25 protein-coding genes are annotated in these 26,392 nt (G+C 65.3%); 8 read left to right on the forward strand and 17 right to left on the reverse strand.

What is annotated here, in order from left to right:
• Nucleotides 1–9: 9 nt before the first annotated feature.
• From hemW to BTN82_RS29980, 9 genes are all read right to left on the reverse strand, one after another.
• Complete coding sequence (gene hemW, locus BTN82_RS29935) at nt 10–1,212, reverse strand: radical SAM family heme chaperone HemW (protein WP_075122601.1); 1,203 nt, start codon at nt 1,210–1,212, stop codon at nt 10–12.
• On the reverse strand, nt 1,209–1,805 hold the full coding sequence (gene rdgB / locus BTN82_RS29940) for an RdgB/HAM1 family non-canonical purine NTP pyrophosphatase (protein ID WP_075122602.1): 597 nt from the start codon (nt 1,803–1,805) through the stop codon (nt 1,209–1,211). Before rdgB ends, hemW begins: the two co-directional genes overlap by 4 nt.
• Nucleotides 1,802–2,236 (reverse strand): DUF4426 domain-containing protein, encoded by a 435-nt coding sequence (locus BTN82_RS29945; RefSeq protein WP_075122603.1) that lies wholly within the window; start codon nt 2,234–2,236, stop codon nt 1,802–1,804. The genes rdgB and BTN82_RS29945 overlap by 4 nt, the downstream gene beginning before the upstream one ends.
• Nucleotides 2,237–2,263: 27 nt before the next feature.
• Nucleotides 2,264–2,884 (reverse strand): methionine biosynthesis protein MetW, encoded by a 621-nt coding sequence (gene metW / locus BTN82_RS29950; RefSeq protein ID WP_075122604.1) that lies wholly within the window; start codon nt 2,882–2,884, stop codon nt 2,264–2,266.
• A 10-nt stretch (nt 2,885–2,894) separates the two neighbouring features.
• A complete protein-coding gene (locus BTN82_RS29955; protein WP_075122605.1) occupies nt 2,895–4,034 on the reverse strand; it encodes a homoserine O-acetyltransferase in 1,140 nt (379 codons plus the stop codon).
• Between the two features lie 206 nt (nt 4,035–4,240).
• Nucleotides 4,241–4,534 carry a DUF167 domain-containing protein gene (locus tag BTN82_RS29965; protein WP_075122607.1) on the reverse strand — a complete coding sequence of 98 codons (294 nt, stop codon included), beginning with the start codon at nt 4,532–4,534 and terminating at the stop codon, nt 4,241–4,243.
• Between the two features lie 6 nt (nt 4,535–4,540).
• Nucleotides 4,541–5,131, reverse strand: coding sequence for a YggT family protein (locus BTN82_RS29970; RefSeq protein ID WP_075122608.1), 591 nt, complete (start codon nt 5,129–5,131; stop codon nt 4,541–4,543).
• Nucleotides 5,132–5,141: 10 nt separating this feature from the next.
• A complete protein-coding gene (gene proC / locus BTN82_RS29975; RefSeq protein WP_075122609.1) occupies nt 5,142–5,960 on the reverse strand; it encodes a pyrroline-5-carboxylate reductase in 819 nt (272 codons plus the stop codon).
• 24 nt (nt 5,961–5,984) lie between these two features.
• On the reverse strand, nt 5,985–6,701 hold the full coding sequence (locus BTN82_RS29980; protein WP_075122610.1) for a YggS family pyridoxal phosphate-dependent enzyme: 717 nt from the start codon (nt 6,699–6,701) through the stop codon (nt 5,985–5,987).
• Between the two features lie 57 nt (nt 6,702–6,758).
• Here BTN82_RS29980 and BTN82_RS29985 point away from each other — a divergent pair, with 57 nt between their 5' ends.
• Complete coding sequence (locus BTN82_RS29985; RefSeq protein WP_075122611.1) at nt 6,759–7,793, forward strand: type IV pilus twitching motility protein PilT; 1,035 nt, start codon at nt 6,759–6,761, stop codon at nt 7,791–7,793.
• Between the two features lie 103 nt (nt 7,794–7,896).
• On the opposite strand, the gene BTN82_RS29990 is transcribed toward BTN82_RS29985, so the two are convergent.
• On the reverse strand, nt 7,897–8,529 hold the full coding sequence (locus BTN82_RS29990; RefSeq protein WP_075122612.1) for a C40 family peptidase: 633 nt from the start codon (nt 8,527–8,529) through the stop codon (nt 7,897–7,899).
• 250 nt (nt 8,530–8,779) lie between these two features.
• On the opposite strand from BTN82_RS29990, the gene BTN82_RS29995 reads away from it, so the two are divergent.
• Entirely contained in the window at nt 8,780–9,199 is a 420-nt protein-coding gene (locus BTN82_RS29995) for an NINE protein (protein ID WP_075122613.1), read from the forward strand.
• Nucleotides 9,200–9,286: 87 nt separating this feature from the next.
• On the opposite strand, the gene BTN82_RS30000 is transcribed toward BTN82_RS29995, so the two are convergent.
• The 7 genes from BTN82_RS30000 to gshB form a co-directional block, all read right to left on the reverse strand.
• On the reverse strand, nt 9,287–10,558 hold the full coding sequence (locus BTN82_RS30000) for a dihydroorotase (RefSeq protein WP_075122614.1): 1,272 nt from the start codon (nt 10,556–10,558) through the stop codon (nt 9,287–9,289).
• On the reverse strand, nt 10,555–11,559 hold the full coding sequence (locus BTN82_RS30005) for an aspartate carbamoyltransferase catalytic subunit (protein ID WP_075122615.1): 1,005 nt from the start codon (nt 11,557–11,559) through the stop codon (nt 10,555–10,557). Before BTN82_RS30005 ends, BTN82_RS30000 begins: the two co-directional genes overlap by 4 nt.
• Before the next feature lie 30 nt (nt 11,560–11,589).
• Nucleotides 11,590–12,096 (reverse strand): bifunctional pyr operon transcriptional regulator/uracil phosphoribosyltransferase PyrR, encoded by a 507-nt coding sequence (gene pyrR / locus BTN82_RS30010; RefSeq protein WP_075122616.1) that lies wholly within the window; start codon nt 12,094–12,096, stop codon nt 11,590–11,592.
• A 112-nt stretch (nt 12,097–12,208) separates the two neighbouring features.
• Nucleotides 12,209–12,646, reverse strand: coding sequence for a Holliday junction resolvase RuvX (ruvX, locus tag BTN82_RS30015; protein ID WP_075122617.1), 438 nt, complete (start codon nt 12,644–12,646; stop codon nt 12,209–12,211).
• Entirely contained in the window at nt 12,646–13,215 is a 570-nt protein-coding gene (locus BTN82_RS30020; protein ID WP_075122618.1) for a YqgE/AlgH family protein, read from the reverse strand. The genes ruvX and BTN82_RS30020 overlap by 1 nt, the downstream gene beginning before the upstream one ends.
• A 144-nt stretch (nt 13,216–13,359) precedes the next feature.
• Nucleotides 13,360–14,259: an energy transducer TonB gene (locus BTN82_RS30025; RefSeq protein WP_075122619.1), complete on the reverse strand. Its 900-nt coding sequence runs from the start codon at nt 14,257–14,259 to the stop codon at nt 13,360–13,362.
• 130 nt (nt 14,260–14,389) lie between these two features.
• Nucleotides 14,390–15,364, reverse strand: coding sequence for a glutathione synthase (gshB, locus tag BTN82_RS30030; protein WP_075122620.1), 975 nt, complete (start codon nt 15,362–15,364; stop codon nt 14,390–14,392).
• A gap of 235 nt (nt 15,365–15,599) precedes the next feature.
• On the opposite strand from gshB, the gene pilG reads away from it, so the two are divergent.
• The 6 genes from pilG (at nt 15,600) to BTN82_RS30060 (ending at nt 25,563) form a co-directional block, all read left to right on the forward strand.
• A complete protein-coding gene (gene pilG, locus BTN82_RS30035) occupies nt 15,600–16,007 on the forward strand; it encodes a twitching motility response regulator PilG (protein WP_075122621.1) in 408 nt (135 codons plus the stop codon).
• Between the two features lie 43 nt (nt 16,008–16,050).
• Nucleotides 16,051–16,416, forward strand: coding sequence for a twitching motility response regulator PilH (gene pilH, locus BTN82_RS30040; RefSeq protein WP_075122719.1), 366 nt, complete (start codon nt 16,051–16,053; stop codon nt 16,414–16,416).
• Nucleotides 16,417–16,427: 11 nt separating this feature from the next.
• Nucleotides 16,428–16,967, forward strand: coding sequence for a chemotaxis protein CheW (locus tag BTN82_RS30045; RefSeq protein ID WP_075122622.1), 540 nt, complete (start codon nt 16,428–16,430; stop codon nt 16,965–16,967).
• 99 nt (nt 16,968–17,066) lie between these two features.
• Complete coding sequence (locus BTN82_RS30050) at nt 17,067–19,130, forward strand: methyl-accepting chemotaxis protein (protein WP_075122623.1); 2,064 nt, start codon at nt 17,067–17,069, stop codon at nt 19,128–19,130.
• A 24-nt stretch (nt 19,131–19,154) separates the two neighbouring features.
• Entirely contained in the window at nt 19,155–25,115 is a 5,961-nt protein-coding gene (locus BTN82_RS30055) for an Hpt domain-containing protein (RefSeq protein WP_075122624.1), read from the forward strand.
• Entirely contained in the window at nt 25,108–25,563 is a 456-nt protein-coding gene (locus BTN82_RS30060) for a chemotaxis protein CheW (protein WP_075122625.1), read from the forward strand. The genes BTN82_RS30055 and BTN82_RS30060 overlap by 8 nt, the downstream gene beginning before the upstream one ends.
• The last annotated feature ends 829 nt before the right edge of the window (nt 25,564–26,392 follow it).

Consider the following 26,392-nt stretch of genomic DNA (forward strand, 5'->3'; position numbering starts at 1 on the left):
GGGCTGAAATCAGCTCAGAAATTTCTGCAGCAAGTCGTTGAGGAAGAGCTGTCCGCGCGCGGTGGCGGCCAGGCGTGACGGTTCGACCTGCAACAGGCCGCTTTGTTCGGCCTCGCGGCGACCTTCGGCGAGGCTGTCCAGGGGCAGCCCGGTGCGCTGCGGATACAGTCGCGCCTCGACGCCTTCGGTCAGGCGCAGGGCGTTCATCAGGAACTCGAACGGCAGCTCATCGTTAGTCAGGGCCTTTTCGCCGGCCTTGAAGCTTTTCGCCGGGTTGAGGTAGTCCTTGGGCAGGCGGGTCTTCCAGGTGCGCAGGATGCGCCCGTCCGGATGGCTGAGCTTGCCGTGGGCGCCGGCGCCGATACCGATGAAGTCGCCGAAACTCCAGTAGTTGAGGTTATGCCGCGCCGCGCGGCCGGGCTGGGCGTAGGCCGAGACTTCGTACTGGGCGTAACCGTGTTCGGCCAGCAGGGCCTGGCCGGCTTCCTGGATGTCCCACAGGGTGTCGTCTTCCGGCAGCGTCGGCGGCTGGTTCCAGAACACCGTATTGGGTTCCAGGGTCAGCTGGTACCAGGACAGGTGAGTCGGCTTCATTGCGATGGCCTGGCGCAGGTCGCCCAGGGCATCGTCCAGGGACTGATCCGGCAGGCCGTGCATCAGGTCCAGGTTGAAGTTGTCGAACCCGGCCTGGCGCGCCATGCCGGCGGCGCGCACGGCTTCGTCGCCGTTGTGGATGCGGCCCAGGGCCTTGAGTTTGTCTTCCTGGAAGCTCTGGATGCCGATCGACAAGCGATTGATGCCCAGGGCGCGATAGGCCGTGAATTTTTCCTGCTCGAAGGTCCCGGGGTTGGCTTCCAGGGTGATCTCGATGTCGGCGGCGAACGGGATGCGTTGCTCCACGCCCGCGAGCAGCCGGCCCAGGGCCAGGGCGCTGAACAGGCTCGGGGTGCCGCCGCCGAAGAAGATCGAGCTCAGCTCGCGGCCGTAGACGGCGGGCAGGTCCTGGTCGAGGTCGGCCAGCAGGGCGTCGACGTACTCCTCTTCCGGCAGCGTCGGGCTGGCGGCGTGGGAGTTGAAGTCGCAGTAAGGGCATTTGCGCACACACCACGGGATGTGGATGTACAACGCCAGGGGCGGCAACTGGGGCAGGGCCGCCCGGGGCGTTTGCGCGCCGCCGAGAATCAGCGGCGACGCGGACGAATCGATGGTCATTGCAGGCCCAGGCGTTGTCGCAAGATGGCCATGGCGCGGGCGCGATGGCTGAGTTGGTTCTTTTGCGCCGGGTCCAGCTCGGCGCTGGAGCACTCGCGCTCCGGCACCCAGAACAGCGGGTCGTAGCCGAAACCGTGCTCGCCGCTGGCCGCCGTGAGAATGCGCCCGTGCCACAGGCCTTCGCAGAGGATCGGCAGCGGGTCGTCGGCATGCCGCACCAGGGCCAGCACGCAGACGAACTGCGCGCCGCGCTCGGCTTCAGGCACGTCCTTCAGGGCCTCCAGCAGCTTGGCGTTGTTCGCCGCGTCGCCCTGGCCGTCGGCATAACGCGCCGAGTAAATGCCCGGCGCGCCGCCGAGGAAGTCCACCGCCAGGCCCGAGTCGTCGGCCAGGGCCGGCAGGCCGGAAATGCGCGCCGCGTTACGCGCCTTGAGGATGGCGTTCTCGACGAACGACAGGCCGGTTTCTTCCGGTTCGACGCTGCTGAACTCGCCGATCGAGCGCAGTTGCACCGAGCCGCCGAGCATGGCCTGGAGCTCTTTGAGTTTGCCGGCGTTATGGCTGGCCAGTACGAGTTGGGTAAAAGTCATCATTCGCCGGGGAAAAGCTCTTGGTTGAAATTGATGGTGTTGATCGCGTCGCCGGTCTGCACCTTGATCTCGAAGGTGCGGGTTTCCTGCTGTTCCACCGGGTATTGGGCGATGTAGTAGACCGCGCCCTGTTCGGTGATCTGCTTGAATTTCAGCGGCACGGAATTGCTGGTCAGGTCCTTGACGGTGCCGGTGACCTGGGCGACCAGCGGCTTGCCGGCCTTGAGCACGGACACGTTGATCACGCCCTGGTTCTTGCTGCGCACCAGCTCCGCGGCCTTGGCGATATCCGGTTGCAGGAAGGTGGAGTTGAAGGTGTTGTAGTGCACGGTCACGTCACCGAACACTTCCTGGCGCTCGCCCTTGATGGCGTCGGCGGCCATCGCCGATGCGCCGAGGCACGCTGCCAATAGAAAAGTAACCAAGCGACCCATGATCGTTCTCCTTGCTGTAAACCTGGTTTATACCGCGATCTGGTGGTCTTGCAGGCCGGGGCTGCTGACGCGGTAGATGCCGATCTCACCTAACAGATTAGGCCATAGCTTGCTGGCCCACCCGTGGCGGTGCTGTTGATCCACTGCAAGGCGATCGATGACCTTGGCTTCACGTTCGCGGCAAAGCTCTTCAAAGTCCTCGAAGGTGCAGAAGTGGATGTTCGGTGTGTTGTACCAGGTGTACGGCAGGAATTCGGAGACCGGCATGCGGCCCTTGCTGGCCAGGTACCAGCGGCAGCGCCAGTGGCCGAAGTTGGGGAACGTGATGATGCACTGGCGACCGACCCGGAGCATTTCGTCGAGGATCCGGTCCGGGTAGTGCACGGCTTGCAGGGCCTGGGTCATGACCACGATGTCGAAGCTGTTGCTGGCGAAGTTGCCCAGGCCCTTGTCCAGGTCCTGTTCGATGACGTTGATGCCCTTGGCCACGCACTCGGCGATGTTGTCCGCGTCGTTTTCCAGGCCGTAGCCGGTGACTTGCTTGTGGTCGCGCAGCCAGGTCAGCAGTTCGCCGTCGCCGCAGCCGAGGTCGAGCACGCGGCTGCCGGCGGGGATCCACTCCTGGATGATTTCCAGATCGGCTCTCATGACGGGGTCCTCACAGCGAAATTCGGTTCATGTAGTTGCCGAACGCCTGCAAGTAACGCGGGATCGGAATCAGGAAGGCGTCGTGGCCCTGGGGGGCGTCGATTTCCAGGTAGCTGACGTCCTTGCGCGCGGCCATCAGGGCGTCCACCAGCTCCCGCGAACGGGCCGGGGAGAAACGCCAGTCGGTGGTGAAGGACATCACGCAGAACTTGGCCGTGGCCCCTTCGAAGGTTTTCGCCAGGTTATTGTCGAAGTTCGCCGCCGGATCGAAGTAGTCCAGCGCCTTGGTCATCAGCAGGTAGGTGTTGGCGTCGAAACGCCCGGAGAACTCCTCGCCCTGGTAACGCAGGTAGCTTTCGACCTGGAACTCGACGCTGTGGAAGTCGTAGTTGAGCTTCTCGCTCTTCAGGCCGCGGCCGAATTTCTCGCCCATGGAGTCGTCGGACAGGTAGGTGATGTGCCCGACCATCCGCGCCAGCATCAGCCCGCGCTTGGGGATCACGCCCTGTTCCTGGAACGAACCGCCGTGGAATTCGGGGTCGGTGAGGATGGCCTGGCGCGCCACTTCGTTGAAGGCGATGTTCTGCGCCGACAGTTTGGGCGCCGAGGCGATGGCCAGGCAATGACGTACCCGGTCGGGGTAGGTGATAGTCCATTGCAGGGCCTGCATGCCGCCCAGGCTGCCGCCGATTACCGCGGCCCACTGGTGGATGCCGAGGCGCTCGGCCAGGCGGGCCTGGCTGTGCACCCAGTCTTCCACGGTCAGCACCGGGAAATCGGCGCCGAACGGTTTGCCGGTGTCCGGGTTGATGCTGCTCGGGCCGGTGGAGCCGTTGCAGCCGCCGAGGTTGTTCAGGCTGACGACGAAGAACTTGCTGGTGTCGATCGGTTTGCCCGGGCCGATGCAGCTGTCCCACCAACCTGGCTTGCGGTCGTCGGCGCTGTGGTAGCCGGCGGCGTGGTGGTGGCCGGACAGGGCGTGGCAGATCAGCACGGCGTTGCTCGCCGTGGCGTTCAACTGGCCATAGGTTTCGTAGATCAGATCGTAGGCTGGCAGGGAGCGGCCGCAGGCCAGGGCCAGGGGCTCGCTGAAATGCGCCACTTGCGGCGTCACCAGACCAACGGAATCGGCGGGAAAGGCAGTTGGCATCGACCCTGCTCTCGTTTAAATGAGGCGTAAGTCTAAAGACCGCTGCCCCCAGCGGCAAGCAAAGGCCAGCGTGGGTTGCCTCAATCGTTGTAGCCGCTGCCGAAGGCTGCGATCGACCGCGAAGCGGGCGCTGCTTTTGAGGGCCCCGGAAGGCCCTGCGGGCCTTGGCGCAGCCTTCGGCAGCGGCTACAAAGAGCGGCGGCGCATCAGGTCGGACGCACCAAGCCGGGCAGATCCGGGAGCTTCTTCGGCGCGCCGATCCGCACCCGTTTCTGCCGGTTCAGCTCGCCGCTGATCAGGCTCACCTGGCTCTTGGATACGCCAAAAGCCTTGGCCAGGAACGCCATCAGGTAGGCGTTGGCCTTGCCTTCGACCGGCGGTGCGGTGAGGCGGATCTTCAGGCGCTCGCCATGCAGCCCGGCGAAGTCATCGCTACGGGCCGCGGGTTGCAGGTGGCACTCCAGGACCAGGTCGTCGCCGTCCCAGCGAAAGTAGCTCATGACGGGTCAGATCAGCAGGCGCAGGATGTCCGGCATCATGGTCATTGCCGCCAGGTTATTGATCACCAGCATGTCGATCAGCTTGAGCACCATGAACGCGAGGATCGGCGAGATATCCAGGCCGCCCATGCTCGGCAGGATGCGGCGGAACGGCGCCAGGGCCGGTTCGCAGATCTGGTTGACCAGCTCGGCGCCCGGGTTATGGCTGCCCGGGGCGACCCAGGAGAGGATCACGCTGATGATCAGGGCGAAGAAGAAAATCTTCAGGAACAGCGCGGTTACGCCGATGATCGACCAGATCAGCAGTTGCACCGGGTTGCCAGTGGTGCCGTAGGTCAGCAGCAGGGTCAGGGCCATCAGCAGCAGTTGCACGACGATCGCCAGGACCAGCGACGACATGTCCAGGCCGAACACGCTCGGGATGATTCGGCGCATCGGCTTGAGCAGCGGCTGGGTGGCGCGCACGGCGAACTGGCACAGCGGGTTGTAGAAGTCGGCGCGCACCAGTTGCAGCACGAAGCGCAGCAGCACGATCAGCAGGTAGAGGCTGCCCAGGGTTTGCAGCACGTACACCGCCGCAGTGTTCAATCCAATCATCATTGGCTCCTTATTGGCCCAGTTGTTCGGCCATTTCGGCCGAGCGGTGCGCTGCGGCACCCAATGCTTTTTCCACCAGGGCTTCAAAGCCGCTGGCCTGGAACGATTTGATCGCCGCTTCCGTGGTGCCGGCCGGCGAAGTCACACGGCGGCGCAGTTCGGCGGCGTCGACATCGCTGGCCACCGCCATCTGCGCGGCGCCCAGCGCGGTCTGCAGGGTCAGTTGCGCGGCGGTTTCCCGCGGCAAGCCGAGCTTCTCGCCGGCGGCGGTCATGGCTTCGATCAGCAGGAAGAAGTACGCCGGGCCGCTGCCGGAGACGGCGGTCACCGCATCCAGCTGCTGCTCCTGTTCCAGCCACAGGACGATGCCCACGGCCGACAGCAGTTCTTCGGCCTGCTGGCGTTGCTCCGCGTTCACCGCGGCAGTGGCGTACAGGCCGCTGGCACCCTGGCGCAGCAGGGCCGGGGTGTTGGGCATGCAACGCACGATCGGCTGCTCGCCGAGCCACTTGTTCATGCTGGCGCAGGTGATGCCGGCGGCGATGGACACCACCAACTGGTGCGGTTTCAGGCTGGGGCGCAGGGCTTCGCACACGGCCTTCATGGCCTGTGGCTTGACCGCCAGCACCACCACGTCGGCGCCGTCGATGGCCTCGGCGTTGTCGGCGAACAGTTCAATGCCGTGCTCGGCCCGGACCTTGGCCCGGGTTTCGGCGCCCGGATCGCTGGCGCGGATCCGGCTGGCCTCCAGGCCCTTGGCGCGCAGGCCGCCGATCAAGCTGGCAGCCATGTTGCCGGCGCCGATAAAGGCGATACGAGTCTTGCTCATGACAGGTCCTTATAGAGAGGTGAGTCAGCCACGGTCATGGCTGGCCGTCTGGCCATAATCGCGTGCGCCAAACAGCGCGGTACCGATACGTACCCAGGTGGCGCCCTGGGCGATGGCCGCTTCAAGGTCGTGGCTCATGCCCATGGAAAGTGTGTCGGTTGCCAGGTTCAGCTGGTCGCGCAGGGTGTCGTTCAGGCTGCGCACGGCCGCGAAGGCGACGTCCTGGGCGACGCGATCGTCGGTCGGTTCGGGAATCGCCATCAGCCCGCGCAGCTTCAGGCGCGGCAAGGCGCCGATGGCGCTGGCCAGGGCTGGCAGGTCGGCCGGGGCGCAGCCGGACTTGCTGGCTTCGCCGCTGACATTGACCTGGATGCAGATGTTCAGCGGCGGCAGGTCGGCCGGGCGTTGTTCGGACAGGCGTTGGGCGATTTTCAGGCGGTCCACGGAATGTACCCAGTCGAAGTGTTCAGCAATGGAACGGGTCTTGTTCGACTGAATGGGGCCGATGAAGTGCCAACTCAAGGGCAGGTCGGCGAGTTCCTCCTGCTTGCCCAGGGCTTCTTGCAGGTAGTTCTCGCCGAAGTCGCGCAGGCCCGCGGCGTAGGCTTCACGCAGCGCGGCGGCGGGTTTGGTCTTGCTCACGGCCAGCAGCTGGATACTTGTTTCATCACGTTGCGAAGCCTGGGCCGCCGCGCGGATCCGAGCACTAACCAGGGAAATGTTGTCTGCTATCGTGGACATTCGATGTACGCCGGCGGCTCTTGGGTTCGCGGCATTCTACTGGAATTGGGGAGCGCTATGGATATCACCGAGCTGCTGGCCTTCAGCGTCAAACAGGGCGCTTCGGACCTGCACCTCTCGGCCGGTTTGCCGCCGATGATCCGCATCGACGGCGATATTCGCCGGATCAACCTGCCGGTGCTGGAAGCGCAGCAGGTGAATGAGCTGATCCTCGCCAGCATGAGCGAGTCGCAGCGGGCCGAGTTCAAGGTCGCGCTGGAGCTCGACTTTTCCTTCGCGGTGCCGGGCGTGGCGCGCTTTCGGGTCAATGCCTTCAATCATCAGCGCGGCCGCGGCGCGGTGTTTCGCAACATCGCGGACCGGGTGCCGAGCCTGGACGAGCTGGGCATGGGCGAGGTGTTCCGGCGCATCAGCGAGGTGCCGCGCGGGCTGGTGCTGGTGACGGGTCCCACCGGTTCGGGCAAGTCGACCACCCTGGCGGCGATGGTCGATCACCTGAACCGGCATCGGCATCAGCACATCCTAACCATCGAAGACCCCATCGAGTTCATCCACGAGCCGAAGAAGTGCCTGATCAACCAGCGCGAGGTACATCGCGATACCCGCAGCTTCTCCAGCGCGTTGCGCTCGGCCCTGCGCGAAGACCCGGATGTGATCCTGGTCGGCGAGCTGCGCGACCTGGAGACCATTCGCCTGGCGCTGACTGCCGCGGAAACCGGGCACCTGGTGCTCGGCACGCTGCACACCACCTCGGCGGCGAAGACCGTGGACCGGGTGGTGGATGTGTTTCCGGGCGAGGAGAAGGCGATGGTCCGCTCCATGCTCGCGGAATCCCTGCAGGCGGTGATTTCCCAGGCGCTGGTGAAGCGGGTCGGCGGCGGCCGGGTGGCGGCTCACGAGATCATGCTGGGCACCGCGGCGATCCGTAACCTGATCCGCGAGGACAAGGTGGCGCAGATGTACTCAGCGATCCAGACCGGCGGGGCGCTGGGCATGCAGACCCTGGACATGAGCCTGAAGGCGTTGGTGGAGGCGGGGCTGGTCAGCCGGGAGCACGCGCGGGAGCAGGCGCGGACGCCGGAGAGTATTTGAGCTCGGGGATGGGGCGGCAGACGCCATTGCGAGCAAGCTCGCTCCTACAGAAGGTCAATACAAGACCTGTAGGAGCGAGCTTGCTCGCGATAGGGATTGAGGATCAGCGCTGAACGATGCGCAGGGTGTTCTGCTCTTTCGGCAGGACACGCTTGGCCACGACGTAGTTCTTGTCCCAGTACGGCTTCTTCAGGGTGTCGATGGTCACCGACTTGCCGCGCCGTGGTGCATGGATGAAGCGGTCGTTGCCCAGGTAGATGGCAACGTGGTTGACCCGGCGGCTCTTGAGGTTGAAGAACAGCAGGTCGCCCGGCTTGAGGTCCTTGCGCTCGACTTTCTGCCCGTGGCCGCTGGCCATGGCGTTCGAGGTCCGCGGCAGATCGACGGCGGCGACGTCGTTGAAGGCGTATTTCACCAGGCCGCTGCAGTCGAAGCCTTTACTTGGGCTGCTACCGCCCCAACGATAAGGAGTGCCCAGGACGTTGACGGCGCGGCTGAGCACAGTGCTGCTCTGCTTGGCCGCCATTTGCGGCACTTGCTTGCTGCTGACGCTGCTCAGGTGAGTCGGGCGTTTGACCGACTGTTTGTTCTTGCTGCTGTTCTTGCTGATTTGGGTAACGTGGGCTTTTGGAGTGAAGCCGTTCACGTTGGGAAGACGTTGCTCACGATTGGTGGCGTGGGCGGCCAGTGGCATCAATAGGCAAATGGTTAGCCATGTCTTGAAAAATGGACGCATTAGGCAAGGCTCATATGGGTTAGCGCGCAACTTTATAACAGCTTTTTTGTCACTTCTCAGGCCGTTGGTCGATTCAACCTGGGAGTCAAATTCGCTGAAGAGGCGACAATTTGGCGCAATTGTCCGACAGAAGTCAGGCGGTACAAGGGTTTCACGGCAGCGACCTTAACATTTGCCACACGTCGGGCGCCTGTAAAAAAGTCACAAAGAATCAAAGAAAATTTATCTATTGCATGGAACGAGGTACTCAATGAACACCTATCGCCCGGATGGATCGCCCCATGACACCCACAGCAAGGTGATCGGTTACCTGCTGTGGATTTTCGGTTTTACTGGCGCTCACCGCTTCTATTACGGCAAGCCGATTACCGGAACCCTGTGGTTTTTCACCTTCGGGCTGCTGGGGATTGGCTGGCTGATCGACCTGTTCCTGATCCCGGCCATGGACCGCGAGGCCGACCTGCGGTTTACCCCGGGGCCTATCGAGTACAGCGTCGCCTGGATCCTGCTGACCTTTCTCGGGGTCCTGGGCGTGCATCGCATGTATCAAGGCAAATGGCTTAGCGGCCTGCTGTACCTGGTAACGGGCGGGCTGTTCTTCCTGGGGGTCTTGTATGACTTCTGGACGCTGAACGACCAGGTGTCGTTGCGTAACGCGCAGCGGCGTTAAGTTTTAAGATTGTCATCGCGAGCAAGCTCGCTCCTACAGGGCCTGCGTGGTCCTTTGTAGGAGCGAGCTTGCTCGCGATCGAGGTCATCAGCCCTTGTGGCTGATCCGTCCGTCCACCAGGGTGTAGCGCACCGCGCCCGGCAGGCTATGGCCGAGGAACGGGCAGTTCTCGCCTTTGGACAGCCAGTGTTCGCCGGCCACGGTAGACGTAGCCGGGTCGAACAGCACCAGGTCCGCCGCGGCGCCCACCGCCAGCTTGCCGGCCGGCAGGCGCAGGGCGTCGGCCGGGCCGCTGCTCAGGCGCGCGAGCAGGGTTGGCAGGTCGAGCAGGCCGTCTTCCACCAAGGTCATGGCCAGCGGCAGCAACAGCTCGACGCTGCTGATACCGGGCTCGGTGGCCCCGAACGGCGCCAGCTTGGCATCGCGCTCGTGGGGCTGGTGGTGGCTGGAAATGGCCTGGACCACCCCGGACTTCACCGCCTCGCGCAGACCCTCGCGGTCGGCGCGCGAGCGCAGCGGCGGCTGGACGTGATAGAGGCTGGAGAAATCGATCAGCGCATCGTCGGTGAGGATCAGCTGGTACAAGGCGACATCGGCGGTCACCGGCAGGCCACGGGCCTGGGCCTGGGCGATCAGGGCCGCGCCCCGGGCGCTGGTCAGCTGGCTGAAGTGCGCGCGCACGCCGCTTTGTTCCACCAGCAGCAGGTCGCGGGCCAGGGCCACGGTTTCCGCGGTTTCCGGAATGCCCGGCAGGCCGAGGAAACTGGCGGTGGCGCCTTCGTGGGCCAGGCCGCCTTCGGCCAGGTCGCGGTCCTGGGAGTGGAAAATCACCGTCAGGTCGAAGGTCGCCGCGTATTCCAGCGCCCGGCACAGGGTGCGGGTATTGCGGAAGCTTTCCAGGCCGTTGCCGAAGGCCACGCAACCGGCGTCGCGCAGGGCGATCAGCTCGGCCAGCTGTTCGCCGTCCAGGCCTTTGCTCAGGGCGCCGATCGGGAACACCTTGGTGTTGCCGGCTTCGCGGGCGCGGTCGAGGATCAGCTCGGCCACCGCCGAGGTGTCCAGCACCGGCTTGGTGCGGGGCGGGCAGCACAGGCTGGTGACGCCGCCGGCCGCGGCCGCGCGGGTTTCGCTGGCGATGGTGCCTTTGCGGCTGTAGCCCGGCTCGCGCAGGGAGACGTTCAGGTCCACCAGTCCGGGGGCGGCCACCAGGCCTTTGGCGTCGATGCTTTCAACCGCGCTGAAACCGGCCGGGGCGGCGCCGATGGCGACGATCTTGCCGGCTTCCAGGTGGATATCGCTGACGTGATCCAGGCCGCTGCTTGGATCGATGACACGGGCGCCGAGAATGCTGAGCTTCACTGGGCGTTCTCCTGCTCGAATTGTCGCTGGGCGGTCTGCCCGCTCATGGCCATGGACAGTACGGCCATGCGTACCGCGATGCCGTAGGTCACCTGGTTGAGGATCACCGAATGCGGGCCGTCGGCCACTGCCGATTCGATCTCCACGCCGCGGTTGATCGGCCCCGGGTGCATGACGATGGCGTCCGGCTTGGCGCCGGCCAGGCGCGCGGTGGTCAGGCCGAACAGGCGGTAGAACTCGCCTTCGCTGGGCAGCAGGCCGCCCTGCATGCGTTCGCGTTGCAGGCGCAGCATGATCACCACGTCGACGTCTTTCAGGCCTTCGGCCATGTCGGTGTAGACCTTCACCCCGTATTGCTCGATGCCGATCGGCAGCAGGGTCTTGGGCGCGATCACGCGGATATCCGAGCAACCGAGGGTTTTCAGGGCCAGCATGTTCGAGCGCGCCACCCGCGAGTGCAGGATGTCGCCGACGATGGCCACCGAGAGGTTCTCGAAGCCGCCCTTGTGCCGACGGATGGTGAGCATGTCGAGCATGCCCTGGGTCGGGTGGGCGTGCCGGCCGTCGCCGCCGTTGATGATCGCCACCTGCGGGCATACGTGTTCGGCGATGAAGTGCGCGGCGCCGGAGTCGCCGTGGCGCACCACGAACATGTCGGCGGCCATGGCTTCGAGGTTGCGCAGGGTGTCGAGCAGGGTTTCGCCTTTGCTCGCCGAGGAGGTGGACACGTTGAGCGTGATCACGTCCGCCGACAGGCGCTGGGCCGCCAGTTCGAAGGTGGTGCGGGTACGGGTGGAGTTCTCGAAGAACACGTTGCACACGGTTTTACCGCGCAGCAACGGGACCTTCTTGACCGCCCGGGCGCCGACTTCGAGGAAGGAGTCGGCGGTGTCGAGGATTTCCGTCAGCAACTCGCGACGCAGGCCGTCGAGCGAGAGGAAGTGGCGCAGCTGGCCCTGATCGTTGAGCTGCAGCGGGCGCTTGGCGTCTAGAGGCGTCATCGCAATGGACTCTGTTGAAAGGGCGAATAATTAAGGCGCGAGGTCTTGAAGCTCGAGTTGGAGCGGCGCAGGACCGGACAATTTTACCCGTTCGTGGGCCGCCAGCGACAGGGTGGCGCCAACCACGTTGGGGCGAATCGGCAGCTCGGCGGCGTCCAGGTCGAGCAGGCAGACCAGGGTCACGCTGGCCGGGCGGCCGTAGTCGAACAGTTCGTTGAGGGCGGCGCGGATGGTCCGACCGCTCATCAATACGTCGTCGATCAGGATCAGGTGCTGGCCCTCGATCTCGAACGGCAGTTCGGAAGGGCGCACCTGTGGGTGCAGGCCGTTCTGGCTGAAGTCGTCGCGGTAGAACGACACATCCAGGGTGCCCAGCGGCGCCTCGCTGCCCAGTTCGGCGAGCAGCGCTTGGGCGACCCAGACGCCGCCGGTACGAATACCGATGAAGCGGGGTTCGCTGATGGCGCGTTGTTCCAGGTGGGCCTTGAGGCGCACGGCCATCTGGCTGATCAGTTCGGCGGGGTTGGGCAGGCTCATGGTTGCTCCTTCGTGGGCCCGCGCCTCGTTGCATCCAGCAAGGCGCAGGGTCTTACGGCTGGTGTTGGGGCCAGGAAGCGCGGGTGAGCGCGCCTCTACAGGATTCGGCGTTTCAGGTGTTCAACAGCGCTGCGTTTTCGTCGAGCCAGCCTTGCAGCAGCAGGGCGGCGGCGATGGCGTCGAGCGGGTTGTCGCGGTAACTGCCTTTCTGGCCGCCGCGGGCTAGGCGTTCGCCCTTGGCCTCGAAAGTGGTCAGGCGTTCGTCGTGGGTATAGAAGGGCACGTTGAAGCGGCCGTTGAGACGTCGGGCGAACTTCTCGGCGCGCACGCACATCTCGCTCGGGGTGCCGTCCATGTTCAGCGGCAGGCCGACGACCACGGCGTCCGGTTTCCATTCCTTGATCAGGGCTTCGACCTGGTTCCAGTCGGGCACCCCGTTCTGCGCCTTCAGGGTGCACAGCTCGCGGGCCTGGCCGGTAATCGCCTGGCCGACCGCCACGCCGATCTGTTTGGTGCCGTAGTCGAAACCGAGGATCAGTCGCAGGGCCATCAGGCGTGGCCCGCCTGGCTGGTCAGCAGGGCGAGGTTGACGCCCAGGTGCCGGGCCGCCGCTTCCAGGCGCAGCTCGCTGCTGGTGTTGAACAGGATGTCGGCGTCGAACGGGCAGGTCAGCCAGGCGTTGTCCGCCAGCTCGGCTTCCAGTTGCCCGGCTTCCCAGCCGGCATAACCCAGGGCGATCAGGCTTCTGGCCGGGCCGACGCCGTCGGCGATGGCGAACAGCACATCCTGGGACGTCGACAGCGACAGGCCTTCAAGCTCCACCGTGGCCTGGAAGGTCGGGCCGCTGGGGTGCAGGACAAAACCGCGATCGGGCTGCACCGGGCCACCGGTGAAGATCGGCACATGCTGGCACAGCGCCGGCGGCTCGATGTCGGGGCGCAGTTGCTCGAGGATGTCGGCGAGGTTCAGGTCTTGCGGGCGATTGACCACCAGCCCCATGGCGCCATTGGCGTTGTGCTCGACGATGTAGGTCAAGGTGTGCGCAAAGTTCGGGTCGGCCATATGCGGCATGGCGATCAGGAACTGATGCTTGAGGTAGCTGGGGCTGACGTTTTTCATGAGCGCTAGTGTGGCGGTGGAGGGGCCGGCTGACAAGCTGGCGATGTGCGGCAATGTCCCTGCGTCTAACCCTGTAGCCGCTGCCGCAGGCTGCGATCGACAGCGGCTACAGGATGTATTGCCAGACAGATTGCCGTGTGGGGGTCAGTTGCTGGACAGCTTGTCGCCGCGGGCGAATTTCCAGGTGCGGATGATTTCCAGCCGGTCGATGTCCGACAGGTCGCCGGTAAAGGGCGCGAACGGCGCCGCCAGGCGCACGATGCGTTGCGCCGCCTGGTCCAGCAGCGGCTGGCCGGAAGACTCCAGCACCAGCACTTCGTACAACGAACCGTCGCGGTTGATCGACACCATCAGCCGCAGGTTGCCGTAGATCTGCTTGCGCCGGGCTTCCTCCGGGTAGTTGAGGTTGCCGATGCGCTCGACCTTCTTGCGCCACTCGTCCTTGTACCAGGCACCCTTGTCGCGCATGGTCGAGGCCGCGCTCAGGCGGTGGATGCGCGGGCGCTTGGCATAGAGTTGCTGTTCCTGGGCCAGTTCGGCTTCCAGGCTGGCGATATCGCTGGACAGCTGCGAGCTGTCGAACGTCGGCACGGGAACCTTGGGTTTGGCCTCGGTCTTGACCTCTTCGCGCTGGGTGACGGTCTTTTTCGGCTTCGGCGCGGTGGTGGCGACCGCGGCCTTGGGCGCGGCCTCCTTGACTTCGGTCTTGGCCGGAGGCGGCGGAGTGACCTTGTTCACCTTGTTTTCCTGGAACGGCGCGACTTCGGTGGTCTTCGGAATCGCTTTCTTGTCCAGGGTGCCGCTGCCCTGCTGGTTTTCCTGGGCGAGGAAATCGGCCTTCTTCGGCTTGGTTTCGCTCTTGAAGGTGGCCAGGGTGATTTCCAGGGTCTTGCTGATCTGCTTGGGTTCGGCGAAGGAAAACCCCAGGCCGAGGATCAGCGCGATATGCAGCAGGGCGGCCAGGAACAGGGTAAATCCCAGGCGATCGGCCGGGCGCACGCCGCTGTGGGCCAGCTCGGGGGGCAGGTCGGCAAGGAGTGTCATTGGTGGTTCAACATCACAGGAAGCATCACAGGACCAACATCGCGCGTTTCACAGGCGGCGCATGATAACGCAATGTTGGTTTCAAGCCGTAAGCCTCAAGCTTCAAGCGACAAGCTGCATGTGACGCCGGTCAAGCTTGTGGCTTGCGGCTCGCCGCTTGCAGCTTCTTCTCGATGGCATCCATCAGCATCGCGCCGATATGGGTGCCGAAGGCGTTGTCGATCTCACGGATGCAGGTGGGGCTGGTGACGTTGATTTCGGTGAGGTTCTCGCCGATCACGTCGAGGCCCACGAACAGCAGGCCTTTCTCGCGCAGGGTCGGCCCGACCTGGGCGGCGATCCAGCGATCCTTGTCGGTCAGCGGGCGGGCTTCGCCGCGACCGCCGGCGGCGAGGTTGCCGCGGGTTTCGCCGCTGGCTGGAATCCGCGCCAGGCAGTAAGGCACCGGCTCGCCGTCGATCATCAGGATGCGCTTGTCGCCGTCCTTGATCGCCGGCAGGTAGGCCTGGGCCATGATCTGCTGGGTGCCGAGGGCGGTCAGGGTCTCGAGGATCACCGACAGGTTCGGGTCGCCCGCGCGGTGGCGGAAGATCGAGGTGCCGCCCATGCCGTCCAGCGGCTTGAGGATCACGTCGCCGTGCTGCGCGGCGAACTCGCGCAGGATGTCGGCGCGGCGGCTCACCAGGGTCGGCGGGGTGCATTGCGGGAACAGCGTGGCGAACAGCTTTTCATTGCAGTCGCGCAGGCTCTGCGGCTTGTTGACCACCAGCACGCCGTCACGCTCGGCCTGCTCCAGCAGGTAGGTGGAGTAGACGAACTCCATGTCGAACGGCGGGTCCTTGCGCATCAGGATCACGTCCAGCTCGCTCAGGGCGCTGTCAGTCTCGGCTTCCAGCTCGAACCATTTGTCCGGGTTGGCGAACACCTTCAGCGGACGCATCCGCGCCCGGGCCACGCCGCCTGCGGCCTGATACAGGTCCTGCTGTTCCATGTAGAACAGGGTCCAGCCGCGTTCCTGGGCGGCCAGCAGCATGGCCAGCGAGCTGTCCTTCTTATAGGAGATGCTGGCGATAGGGTCCATGACAATCCCGACGCGAACGCTCATGGGCGGTTTCCTCGAAAATTTAGTGGGCGCAATGGCTTGAAAAGTGGCGTCAGAGTGGCGCTCGGGCGGTTCCCGGTCAAGGAAAAACCACCGTGCCGGCCGGCCGATAGATTGCGTAGGGAGAGTATGCTAAAAAGGCTCGCATGCCGGGCCCAGGCCTTGAACATCAAGGGCTTGAGGCACTGACAACCCGTACGGGCAGAAAATCGGTTCGCTGTGGCGACGGTAGAGAGATATGGAACAGCAATCCAGTGCCCTGAAGGTGATGGTGATCGACGATTCGAAGACGATTCGTCGCACGGCCGAAACGCTGTTGAAGCATGTGGGGTGTGAAGTCATTACCGCGGTCGACGGTTTCGAGGCCCTGGCCAAGATCGCCGACCACCACCCGGGCATCATCTTCGTCGACATCATGATGCCGCGGCTCGACGGCTATCAGACCTGCGCGCTGATCAAGAACAACAGCGCGTTCAAGTCCACGCCGGTGATTATGCTGTCCTCCAGGGATGGCCTGTTCGACAAGGCCAAGGGTCGCATCGTCGGCTCTGACCAGTTTTTGACCAAGCCTTTCAGCAAGGAAGAGCTGCTGAGCGCGATCAAGGCCCACGTGCCGGGGTTCGCCGCAGTAGAACAAGCACATTGAGGTTCGGCCTGCGGGCCGCGCGCCTATTCGTATGGGGAAGACCATGGCTCGTATTCTGATCGTCGATGATTCGCCGACTGAAATGTACAAACTGACCGGCATGCTGGAAAAGCACGGCCATGAAGTCCTGAAGGCCGAAAACGGCGCCGACGGCGTGGCCCTGGCGCGCCAGGAGAAACCCGACGCGGTACTGATGGACATCGTCATGCCCGGGCTCAACGGTTTCCAGGCCACCCGCCAACTGACCAAGGACGCGGAAACCAGCCATATTCCGGTGATCATCATCACCACCAAGGATCAGGAAACCGACAAGGTCTGGGGCACCCGCCAGGGCGCCAGGGATTACCTGACCAAGCCGGTCGAAGAAGACACCCTGATCAAGACCCTGAACAACGTCCTGGCCGGCTGACCGCCCGCGCCATGGCCGAGTCGCAAACCGCCTTCGAACTGCTGCTCGAGATCGACCAGCGCTGCCGCCTGCTGGCGGCCGACCTGCCTTCCCAGGAAACCCGCCAGCACGGCTGGAGCGGCATCGGCTTTCGCCTCGGCGAGCACTGGTACGTCGCGCCGATGGGCGAAGTCAGCGAAGTCCTGCACGAGCCTCGCTACACCCTGTTGCCTGGGGTCAAGCCGTGGGTCAAGGGCGTGGCCAACCTGCGCGGGCGGCTGCTGCCGATCATGGACCTGTGCGGCTTCTTCGGCCACGAGCTGTCGGCCCTGCGCAAACAGCGGCGGGTGCTGGTGGTCGAGCATAAAGAGGTGTTCGCCGGCTTGATGGTGGACGAAGTGGCCGGCATGCAGCATTTCCAGCAGAGCCGCCTGGAAACCGGCGCCGACGATGGCGAGCAGGGCGGCATTGCGCCCTATTTGCGCGGGTACTTCCCGTGCGAGCCGGTCTGGCGGGTATTCAGCCCTTTTGCCCTGGCGCAGTCGCCGGGCTTTCTCGACGTAGCGATTTGAGTGGTGTGATCGACCGATAGGCGCGGGCTCGCTCGCGATAGCCTTCTCGCAGACCACCCCTATAAACAGTGGCGCACAACCAGGCCGGGGGCCTGAACGATGACCAAAGCCAGACCAGGCAAGCCAATGGAAGGAACGCGCAGCCGCTCGCAGATCATCGTGCTGTTCATCGCCCTGATCGTGTTCATCATGCTGCTGTTCGCCAACTTCGCTTACCTCAACACCCAGGCCACTTACGACAAGCAGTACATCGGCCATGCCGGCGAGCTGCGGGTGCTGTCCCAGCGCATTGCCAAGAACGCCACGGAAGCTGCGGCGGGCAAGGCCGCGGCGTTCAAGCTGCTGGGCGATGCGCGCAACGATTTCGCCCAGCGCTGGGGCTACCTGAAAAAGGGCGACCCGGCCACCGGGCTGCCCGGTGCGCCCGTAGCGGTGCGCCAGGAAATGCACGCGGTGCAGGAAGACTGGGACAAGCTGGCGCATAACGCCGACGCGATCCTGGCCAGCGAACAGACCGTGCTGTCCCTGCATCAGGTGGCCGCGACCCTGGCGGAAACCGTGCCGCAGTTGCAGGTCGAGTATGAAAAGGTCGTGGAAATCCTCCTGCAACGCGGCGCCCCGGCGGCCCAGGTGGCCATGGCGCAACGCCAGTCGTTGCTGGCCGAACGGATTCTCGGCGCGGTGAACACGGTGCTGGCCGGCGACGAAAACGCGGTGCAGGCCGCCGATGCCTTCGGCCGCGACGCGGCGCGCTTCGGCCAGGTGCTCAGCGGCATGCTCCAGGGCAACCCGACCCTGAAGATCAGCCAGGTCGAGGACCGCGATGCGCGGGCGCGCCTGACCGAAATCAGCGAGCTGTTCCAGTTCGTCTCGGGTTCCGTGGACGAAATCCTCGAGACCTCTCCCGAACTGTTCCAGGTCCGCGAATCGGCGAGCAATATCTTCAGCCTGTCGCAGACCCTGCTCGACGAGGCCTCGCGCCTGGCCATCGGGTTCGAGAACCTGGCCGGCGGGCGCTCGCTGGACACCATCGGCGGCTACGTCCTGGGCCTGGCGGCGCTGGCCTCGATCATCCTGATCGGCCTGGTGATGGTGCGCGAAACCAACCGCCAGTTGCGCGAAACCGCCGAGAAGAACGAGCGCAACCAGAACGCGATCATGCGTCTGCTGGACGAGATCGAAGACCTGGCCGACGGCGACCTCACGGTGACCGCCTCGGTGACCGAGGATTTCACTGGCACCATCGCCGACTCGATCAACTATTCCGTGGACCAGTTGCGCGACCTGGTGGCGACCATCAACCTTACCGCCGGCCAGGTCGCCGGCGCGGTACAGGAAACCCAGGCCACCGCCATGCAGCTGGCCGAAGCCTCGGAGCACCAGGCCCAGCAGATTTGCGAAGCCTCCACCGCGATCAACGACATGGCCCAGTCCATCGACCAGGTGTCGGCCAACGCCGCCGAGTCCTCGGCGGTGGCCGAGCGTTCGGTGGAAATCGCCAACAAGGGCAACGAGGTGGTGCACAACACCATCCACGGCATGGACAACATTCGCGAGCAGATCCAGGACACCGCCAAGCGGATCAAGCGCCTGGGCGAGTCTTCCCAGGAAATTGGCGATATTGTCAGCTTGATCGACGACATTGCCGACCAAACCAACATACTGGCACTCAACGCGGCGATCCAGGCGTCGATGGCCGGCGATGCCGGACGCGGGTTCGCCGTGGTCGCCGACGAAGTACAACGCCTGGCGGAGCGTTCTTCGGCGGCGACCCGGCAGATCGAGACCCTGGTGCGGGCGATCCAGACCGATACCAACGAGGCGGTGATCTCCATGGAGCAGACCACCTCGGAAGTGGTGCGCGGCGCGCGGCTGGCGCAGGATGCCGGAGTGGCCCTGGAAGAAATCGAAGGCGTCTCCAAGACCCTGGCGGCGCTGATCCAGAGCATCTCCAACGCCGCCCAGCAACAGACCTCGTCGGCTGGGCAGATCTCTTTGACGATGAACGTGATCCAGCAGATTACTTCGCAGACCTCGTCCGGCTCGACTGCGACGGCCGAGAGCATCGGCAACCTGGCGAAAATGGCCAGTCAGCTGCGGCGCTCGGTGTCCGGTTTCACCTTGCCGGCGAGTCGCGGGCAGACGCCGCGTGAAAACCGCTGAGGCCGGGGCATGATGGGAGTGGTTATGGGTGATCGGCACGACTACGTGGCCCTGGAATGGGTCAAGGGCGAAATTGCCGAAACGCTGAAGCAGGCCCACCAGGCGCTCGACCATCTGGTCGACGAGCCCCAGGCGGTGGCGGCGCTCGACCAGTGCCTGGCGTGCATCCACCAGGTCCACGGCAGTTTGCAGATGGTCGAGTTCTATGGCGCGGCGCTGCTGGCCGAAGAAATGGAAGCCCTGGCCCTGGCCCTGCGCGAGTCCCGCGTGGCCCAGCGCGAGGAAGCCATCTACCTGCTGCGCCAGGCCATCAGCCAGTTGCCGCAGTACCTCGAACGGGTGCAAAGCGCGCGCCGCGACCTGCCGCTGGTGGTGCTGCCGCTGCTCAACGACCTGCGCAGCGCCCGCGGCGAAAGCCTGCTGAGCGAAACCAGCCTGTTCAGTCCGCAGCTGCCGGACGTGCCGGCGCTGGACGAAGCGGCGCTGCACCGCCTGGCGCCTCCCGACTTGACCATCCTCTTGCGCAAACTGCGGCACATGTTGCAGACCGCACTGGTCGACCTGCTGCGCGAACAGGATGTGAAAGCCAGCCTGGGCTACATGGCCAAGGTCTTCGAGCGGCTCCAGGGGGTGTGCCAGAACGCGCCGCTGGAGCCGTTATGGCAGATCGCCCTGGCCCTGGTCGAAGGCATGGGCAGCGGCGCGATCGCCAACAGCCCGGCGGTGCGCAGCCTGCTCAAGGATGCCGACCGCGAACTCAAGCGCCTCTATGAACAGGGCATGGTCGGGGTCAACCAGGCGGCTCCCGAGGAATTGCTGAAAAGCCTGCTGTTTTACATTGCCAAAGCCCGCTACCCCACCGCGCAGATGCAGACCATGAAAGAGCTTTACGGACTCGACGAGGCGTTGCCCGACACGGCGCTGGTCGATCAGGAACGCGCGCGCATGGCCGGCCCGGACCGCGACGCCATGCGTTCGGTGCTGGCGGCCTTGTGCGAGGAACTGGTGCGGGTCAAGGAGCGCCTGGACCTGTTCGTGCGCAGCGACCGCCAGCATGCGGCGGACCTGGACAGCCTGCTGGCGCCGCTGCGGCAGATCGCCGACACCCTGGCGGTGTTGGGGTTCGGCCAGCCGCGCAAGGTCATCATCGACCAGCTGGCGGTGGTGCTGAGCCTGGCCCAGGGCCAGCGCGAACCGAACGACGCGGTGCTGATGGACGTGGCCGGAGCCTTGCTGTACGTCGAGGCGACGCTGGCCGGCATGGTCGGCCCGGCCGAACCCGAGAGCCGCGAGGACAGCCGCCTGCCGACCACCGACCTGACTCAGATCCACCAACTGGTGATCAAGGAGGCGCGGATCTGCCTGCAACAGGCCAAGGACCTGATCGTCGACAGCCTCGACGCCGGCTGGGACCGCGAGCGCTTGCAGGCGCTGCCAGAGTTGCTGACCCAGGTGCGCGGCGCCCTGGCGATGATCCCCCTGGCCCGGGCGGCGGGCCTGCTGCAAGCCTGCATCGGTTTCGTGCGCGAACGCCTGCTGCCGGCCCCGCGCCGGCCCGGCGGGCAGCAGCTGGACAACCTGGCCGACGTGATCACCAGCATCGAGTACTACCTGGAGCGCTTGAGCGACGATCATCAGGCACCGGGCGAGAAGATCCTCGACGTCGCCGAGCAGGGCCTGGCCGCGCTGGGCTATGCGCCGCAAGAGCGGGCGCCGCAGGAGCTGTCGCCGAACGAACAGGTGCCGTTGCTCAGCGACGTGCTCAGCCCCAACGAAGCCCTGGTGATGCAGGACCTGCAAGAGCTGGACAGCCCGGAAGTGGCGCAGTCCCTGGCCGCGGTGCTGGCCAGCCCGGTCTCGGCGCTCAACCCGCCGGCGCTGGATACGCCGGGCAGCCTGTTGCCGCCGCCGGGCGACGAAGAACCGGTGGACGACGAGTTGCGCGAAGTCTTCCTCGAAGAGACCGAGGAAGTGCTCGACGTACTGCGCGAGTACCTGCCGCTCTGGGCCGCCGACCCGCACAGCACGGCCGCGCTGGGCGAACTGCGCCGGGCCTTCCACACCCTCAAGGGCAGCGGGCGCATGGTTCGCGCCCTGGTGCTGGGGGAACTGGCCTGGGCTGTGGAGAACCTGCTCAACCGGGTCCTGGAACTTAGCGTGGCGCCGGGCCCGCGGGTGCTGCAACTGCTCGAAGAGGTGTTGCAACTGCTGCCGGAGCTGATCGACGAGTTCGCCGCCCAGGCCCAGAGGCAGCGCGACGACGTCGACCGCCTGGCGGCCCGCGCGCATGCCCTGGCCAAGGGCGATGCCGCGCCGGCAGCCGGCGAGGAGCAGGACGACGAGTTCGATCCGCAGCTGCTGGAGATCTTTCGCAACGAAGCCGACAGCCATCTGCAGAGCATCGAGCGCTTTCTCGAACAGGCCTCCGAACACCTGCCCTTGCAGGCCAGCGACGCACTGCAACGCGCCTTGCACACCCTCAAGGGCAGCGCCTACATGGCCGGCGTCTTGCCGATCGCCGAACTGGCGGCGCCGCTGGACCTGCTGGCCCGGGAGTACCGGGCGCACTTGCTGCCCCTGGACCTGGACGAGGTCGAGCTGCTGCTGGAAGCCGAGGGCCTGTTGCGCCGCGGCCTGCGCCAGCTGGGCAACGATCCGCTGGCGCCCATCGACGGCGCCGACGACCTGATCGAGCGGGTTCGCGCGCTGACCGCCGAACGCCTGGAAGCCCTGCTCAACACCCCGAATACCGGGCTGCGGGTCAAGCGCGATGCGCAACTGATCAGCAACTTCCTGGCCCAGGGCATGGACATCCTGCTGGATGCCGAGAGCCTGTTGCGTCGTTGGCGGCAGCACCCCGGCGAGCGTCAGGAACTCAGCGCCCTGCTGGACGAATTGACCACCCTCGGCGAAGGCGCGCACCTGGCCGACCTGCGGCCGATGGACGAACTGTGCGAAGCGCTGCTGGACCTGTACGGCGCCGTGGAGGAAAGCAGCCTGGCGGTCGGCGAGCGGTTTTTCCATGAGGCGGAAAGCGCCCACGAAGCCCTGCTCAACATGCTCGACGAACTGGCCGCGGGGCAGGAAGTCAGCCCACAACCGACGCTGATCCGCGCGCTGCGCGAACTGCTGGAAGAAGGCCTCGACCCGGCGGCCATGGGGCTGATCCGCAGCGACGGCAGCCGCACCCTGAGCATCAGCGACCTGGCCAGCGTCACCGCCGAGCTGGAGCAACAGATACCGCCCGAGACACCCGGCCCGGACGCTGAAATCGTGGCGATCTTCCTCGAAGAGGCGGTGGATATCCTCGACAGCGCCGGGCAAGCGCTGGAACGCTGGCTGGCCGACCCGGACAACGGCGCGCCGCTGTCGTCCCTGCAACGCGACCTGCACACCCTCAAGGGCGGCGCGCGGATGGCCGAAGTCGGGCCCGTGGGCGACCTGGCCCAGGAACTGGAAAACCTCTACGAAGGCCTGGTGGACCGCCGTTACCAGCACGGCGAGGCCCTGGCCGAGCTGCTGCGACGCAGCCACGCGCAACTGGCGTTGCAGCTGCAGCAGTTGCAGGCGCAACAGGAGCTGGACGATCCCAAGGCACTGATCGAGGCGATTCGCGGCGTGCGCCAGCGCAGCGGGGTCGCCAGCGAAGGGCTGCCCGAAGCTGCGGCGGCCGACGATTCGGCGGCGCACGACCCGGAACTGCTGGAGATTTTCCTCGAAGAAGGCTTCGACATCCTCGACAGTTCCGGCGCGGCGCTGACCCGCTGGCAGGCCGAGCCGAGCAGCCGCCAGGAAATCGAAAACCTGCTGCGCGACCTGCACACCCTCAAGGGCGGCGCGCGCATGGTGGAAATCGCACCGATCGGCGACCTGGCCCATGAGCTGGAGTTTCTCTACGAAGGCCTGTCCAGTGGTCTGTTGCAGGCGACCCCGACGGTGTTCCGCCTGTTGCAGAAGAGCCACGACCGGTTGGCGCAGATGCTCGACGCCGCCCGGGCCGAGCAGCCGATCAAACCGGCCGACAGCCTGATCGAGGCGATCCGCGGGGTCAGCCACCCGGCCCAGGCCGAGGCGCCGCCCTTGCCGCCGACCGAGGCGCCCGCGGGCAAGCCCGAGACGCCGCTGCTGCCGGCCGATGCGGCGGTGGCCGGGGACATGGTCAAGGTCTCGGCCGAGCTGCTCGACGATCTGGTCAACCTGGCCGGGGAAACCTCGATCTTTCGTGGGCGTATCGAACAGCAGGTCAACGATGCGCGGGTGGCCCTGAGCGAAATGGAAACCACCATCGAGCGTATCCGCGACCAGTTGCGGCGCCTGGACACCGAGACCCAGGGGCGCATTCTCAGCCGCCAGCAGGTCGAGGCCGAGCGCCTGGGGTACGAGGAGTTCGACCCGCTGGAGATGGACCGCCATTCGCAATTGCAGCAGCTGTCGCGGGCCTTGTTCGAGTCGGCCTCGGACCTGCTCGACCTCAAGGAAACCCTGGACCGGCGCAACCAGGACGCGGAAAACCTGTTGCAGCAGCAAGGAAGGGTCAACACCGAGCTGCAGGAAGGCCTGATGCGTACGCGCATGGTGCCGTTCGAGCGCTTGGTGCCGCGTCTCAAGCGCATCGTTCGTCAGGTGGCCGAAGAACTGGGCAAGGACGTGGCGTTCAGCGTCGGCAATGCCGAGGGCGAGATGGACCGCAACGTCCTGGAACGCATGGTCGCGCCCCTGGAGCATATGCTGCGCAACGCCGTCGACCATGGCCTGGAGTCCGTCGAGGCGCGCCGCGCCGCGGGCAAGCCGGAGCAGGGGCGGATCACCCTGGACCTGTCCCACGAAGGCGGCGATATCGTCTTCGACATGCGCGACGACGGCGCCGGGGTGCCGCTGGACGCGGTGCGGCGCAAGGCGATCAAGCGCGGCCTGCTCGACCCCAATGCGCAGATCAGCGACCGCGACGTGCTGCAATTCATCATGCAGCCGGGGTTTTCCACCGCGGAGAAGATCACCCAGATTTCCGGGCGCGGGGTGGGCATGGACGTGGTCCATGAAGAGGTGCGCCAGCTCGGCGGCTCGATGACCATCGATTCGATTCCGGGGCAGGGCGTACATTTTCGCATTCGCCTGCCGTTCAGCGTGTCGGTCAACCGGGCGCTGATGGTGCAATGCCTGGATGAGCAATACGCGATCCCGCTGAACACCATCGAAGGCATCGTCCGTGTGTTGCCCCACGAGCTGGAAAGCTACTACCAGCTCGATTCGCCCCACTATGAATACGCCGGCCAGCGCTATGAACTGTGCTACCTCGGCGAGCTGCTGCACACCGTGCCGCGGCCGAAACTGCTGGGCCAGAGCCTGCCGCTGCCGGTGCTGCTGGTGCATTACAACGAACACCGAATCGCCGTGCAGGTGGATGCCATGGCCGGCACCCGGGAGATCGTGGTCAAGGGCCTGGGGCCGCAGTTCGCGGCGGTGCAGGGGCTGTCCGGCGCGACCATTCTCGGCGACGGCCGGGTGGTGCTGATTCTCGACCTGCTGGCGCATATCCGCGCCCTGCAAACCCGGCTGCCGCTGCCGCGTGTGGTGGCTGGCGACGAAGCGCCGGTTGAGGTCGCGCCGCTGCGGCCGCGGCTGGTGCTGGTGGTCGACGATTCGGTGACCGTGCGCAAGGTCACCAGCCGCCTGCTGGAGCGTCACGGCATGAATGTGCTGACCGCCAAGGACGGGGTCGACGCCATGGCGTTGCTGCAGGAGCACACCCCGGACCTGATGCTGCTGGATATCGAGATGCCGCGCATGGACGGCTTCGAGGTGGCGCTGCAGGTCCGCGCCGATCCGCGCCTGCGCCAGCTGCCGATCATCATGATCACCTCGCGCACCGGGCAGAAACACCGCGACCGGGCGATGGCCATCGGCGTCAACGATTACCTCGGCAAGCCTTACCAGGAGTCGGTGTTGCTGGAGAGCATCGCCCAGTGGAGCAGATCCCATGCATGACTACCGCGCCAGTTCCCTTACCGGGTTGCTGCTGCCCCTGGCCGACCGCACGCTGATCTTGCCCAATGTCGCGGTGGCCGAGTTGATCGACTACCAGCGCGGCGAGCCGGCCAGCGATGCGCCGCCCTGGTACCTGCGCCCGGTGGCGTGGCGCGATCGGCAGTTGCCGTTGATCAGCTTCGAGGCTGCATGTGGCCAGCCGATCGCCATCGGCGAGCGGGCGCGCATCGTGGTGCTCAATGCCTTGGGCGGTCGGCCTGAGTTGAAGTTCATTGCCTTGGTGATCCAGGGCATCCCGCGCTCGTGTCGGCTCGACAGTCAGTTGAGTTATGTCGATGTGCCGTTGGCGCCGCTGGAGAAAGCGGCGGTACAGGTGGGGGAGCAGGTGGCGAAGATTCCGGATTTGTTGGGGTTGGAGGCTTTGCTGGTGGCGGCGGGGGTGTCCTAGGGCCTTTCGTTCCGCGACCGTTTTTTACGATGGCACCGGACCTGTAGGAGCGAGCTTGCTCGCGATGACGTCTGTGTTGGCGCTGCATTTTTTTGATCGTGTACATATCCGTTTCTGCGGTCACGGCGGCTTAGGGTTCCGCCCTTACGGCGGGTCACTTTTGGCAAACGCCCCAAAAGTAACCAAAAAGTCTTGCCCCCGCGTACGGCCCTCGCTGCGCTCGGGTTCCCTCGTTCCGGCGTCCCTCAGGGGGCATCGCCGCCGGCGATGTCCTCGACTGCGTCGAGGGGCGCTACGCGCCATCCCCCTGATGAACGCCTCCACTCGGCCTGCCGAAGGGGCAGGTAGATCAAGATCAAAAGCCTGCGCTGGCGCGACCTACCGGTCGGCGCAGATCCCTGTAGCCGCTGCCGAGCCCGCGAGGCTGCGTACGAGGACGCAGTCCTCGCCAAACCTGGCGATGCGGTTTATCGGGAGGAATGGGGTGTCCGCCTTTGCGCCCGCTGCGCGGTCGTACGCAGCCTCGCTATGGCTCGGCAGCGGCTACAGGGCGTGGTGTTAGCAGGCATTTCAGTTGTAGGGAGTGGCAACAGTTTGCCGGTTGCTGGGGTGGGTATCAGGCGCCATAGTCCGGGCTGTCGCCGACGCATCGGCGGCCGATCTTAGCCGGTCGAAATGTGGGGCTATGAACGCTTAAGCGCCATCCATTACCATGCTGGCGCTTTTTGCTGCACGGCATCCTTTATGGCAGCTGTGCGCGGGACACCTCTGGGTGTGCCGGGGAATGTTCATAGCTCCATCCCTGGTCGGCTAACCCTCGCACAGCTGC

The organism is Pseudomonas chlororaphis (assembly GCF_001921865.1).
In the GTDB taxonomy this organism is placed as follows: domain Bacteria; phylum Pseudomonadota; class Gammaproteobacteria; order Pseudomonadales; family Pseudomonadaceae; genus Aquipseudomonas; species Aquipseudomonas chlororaphis_D.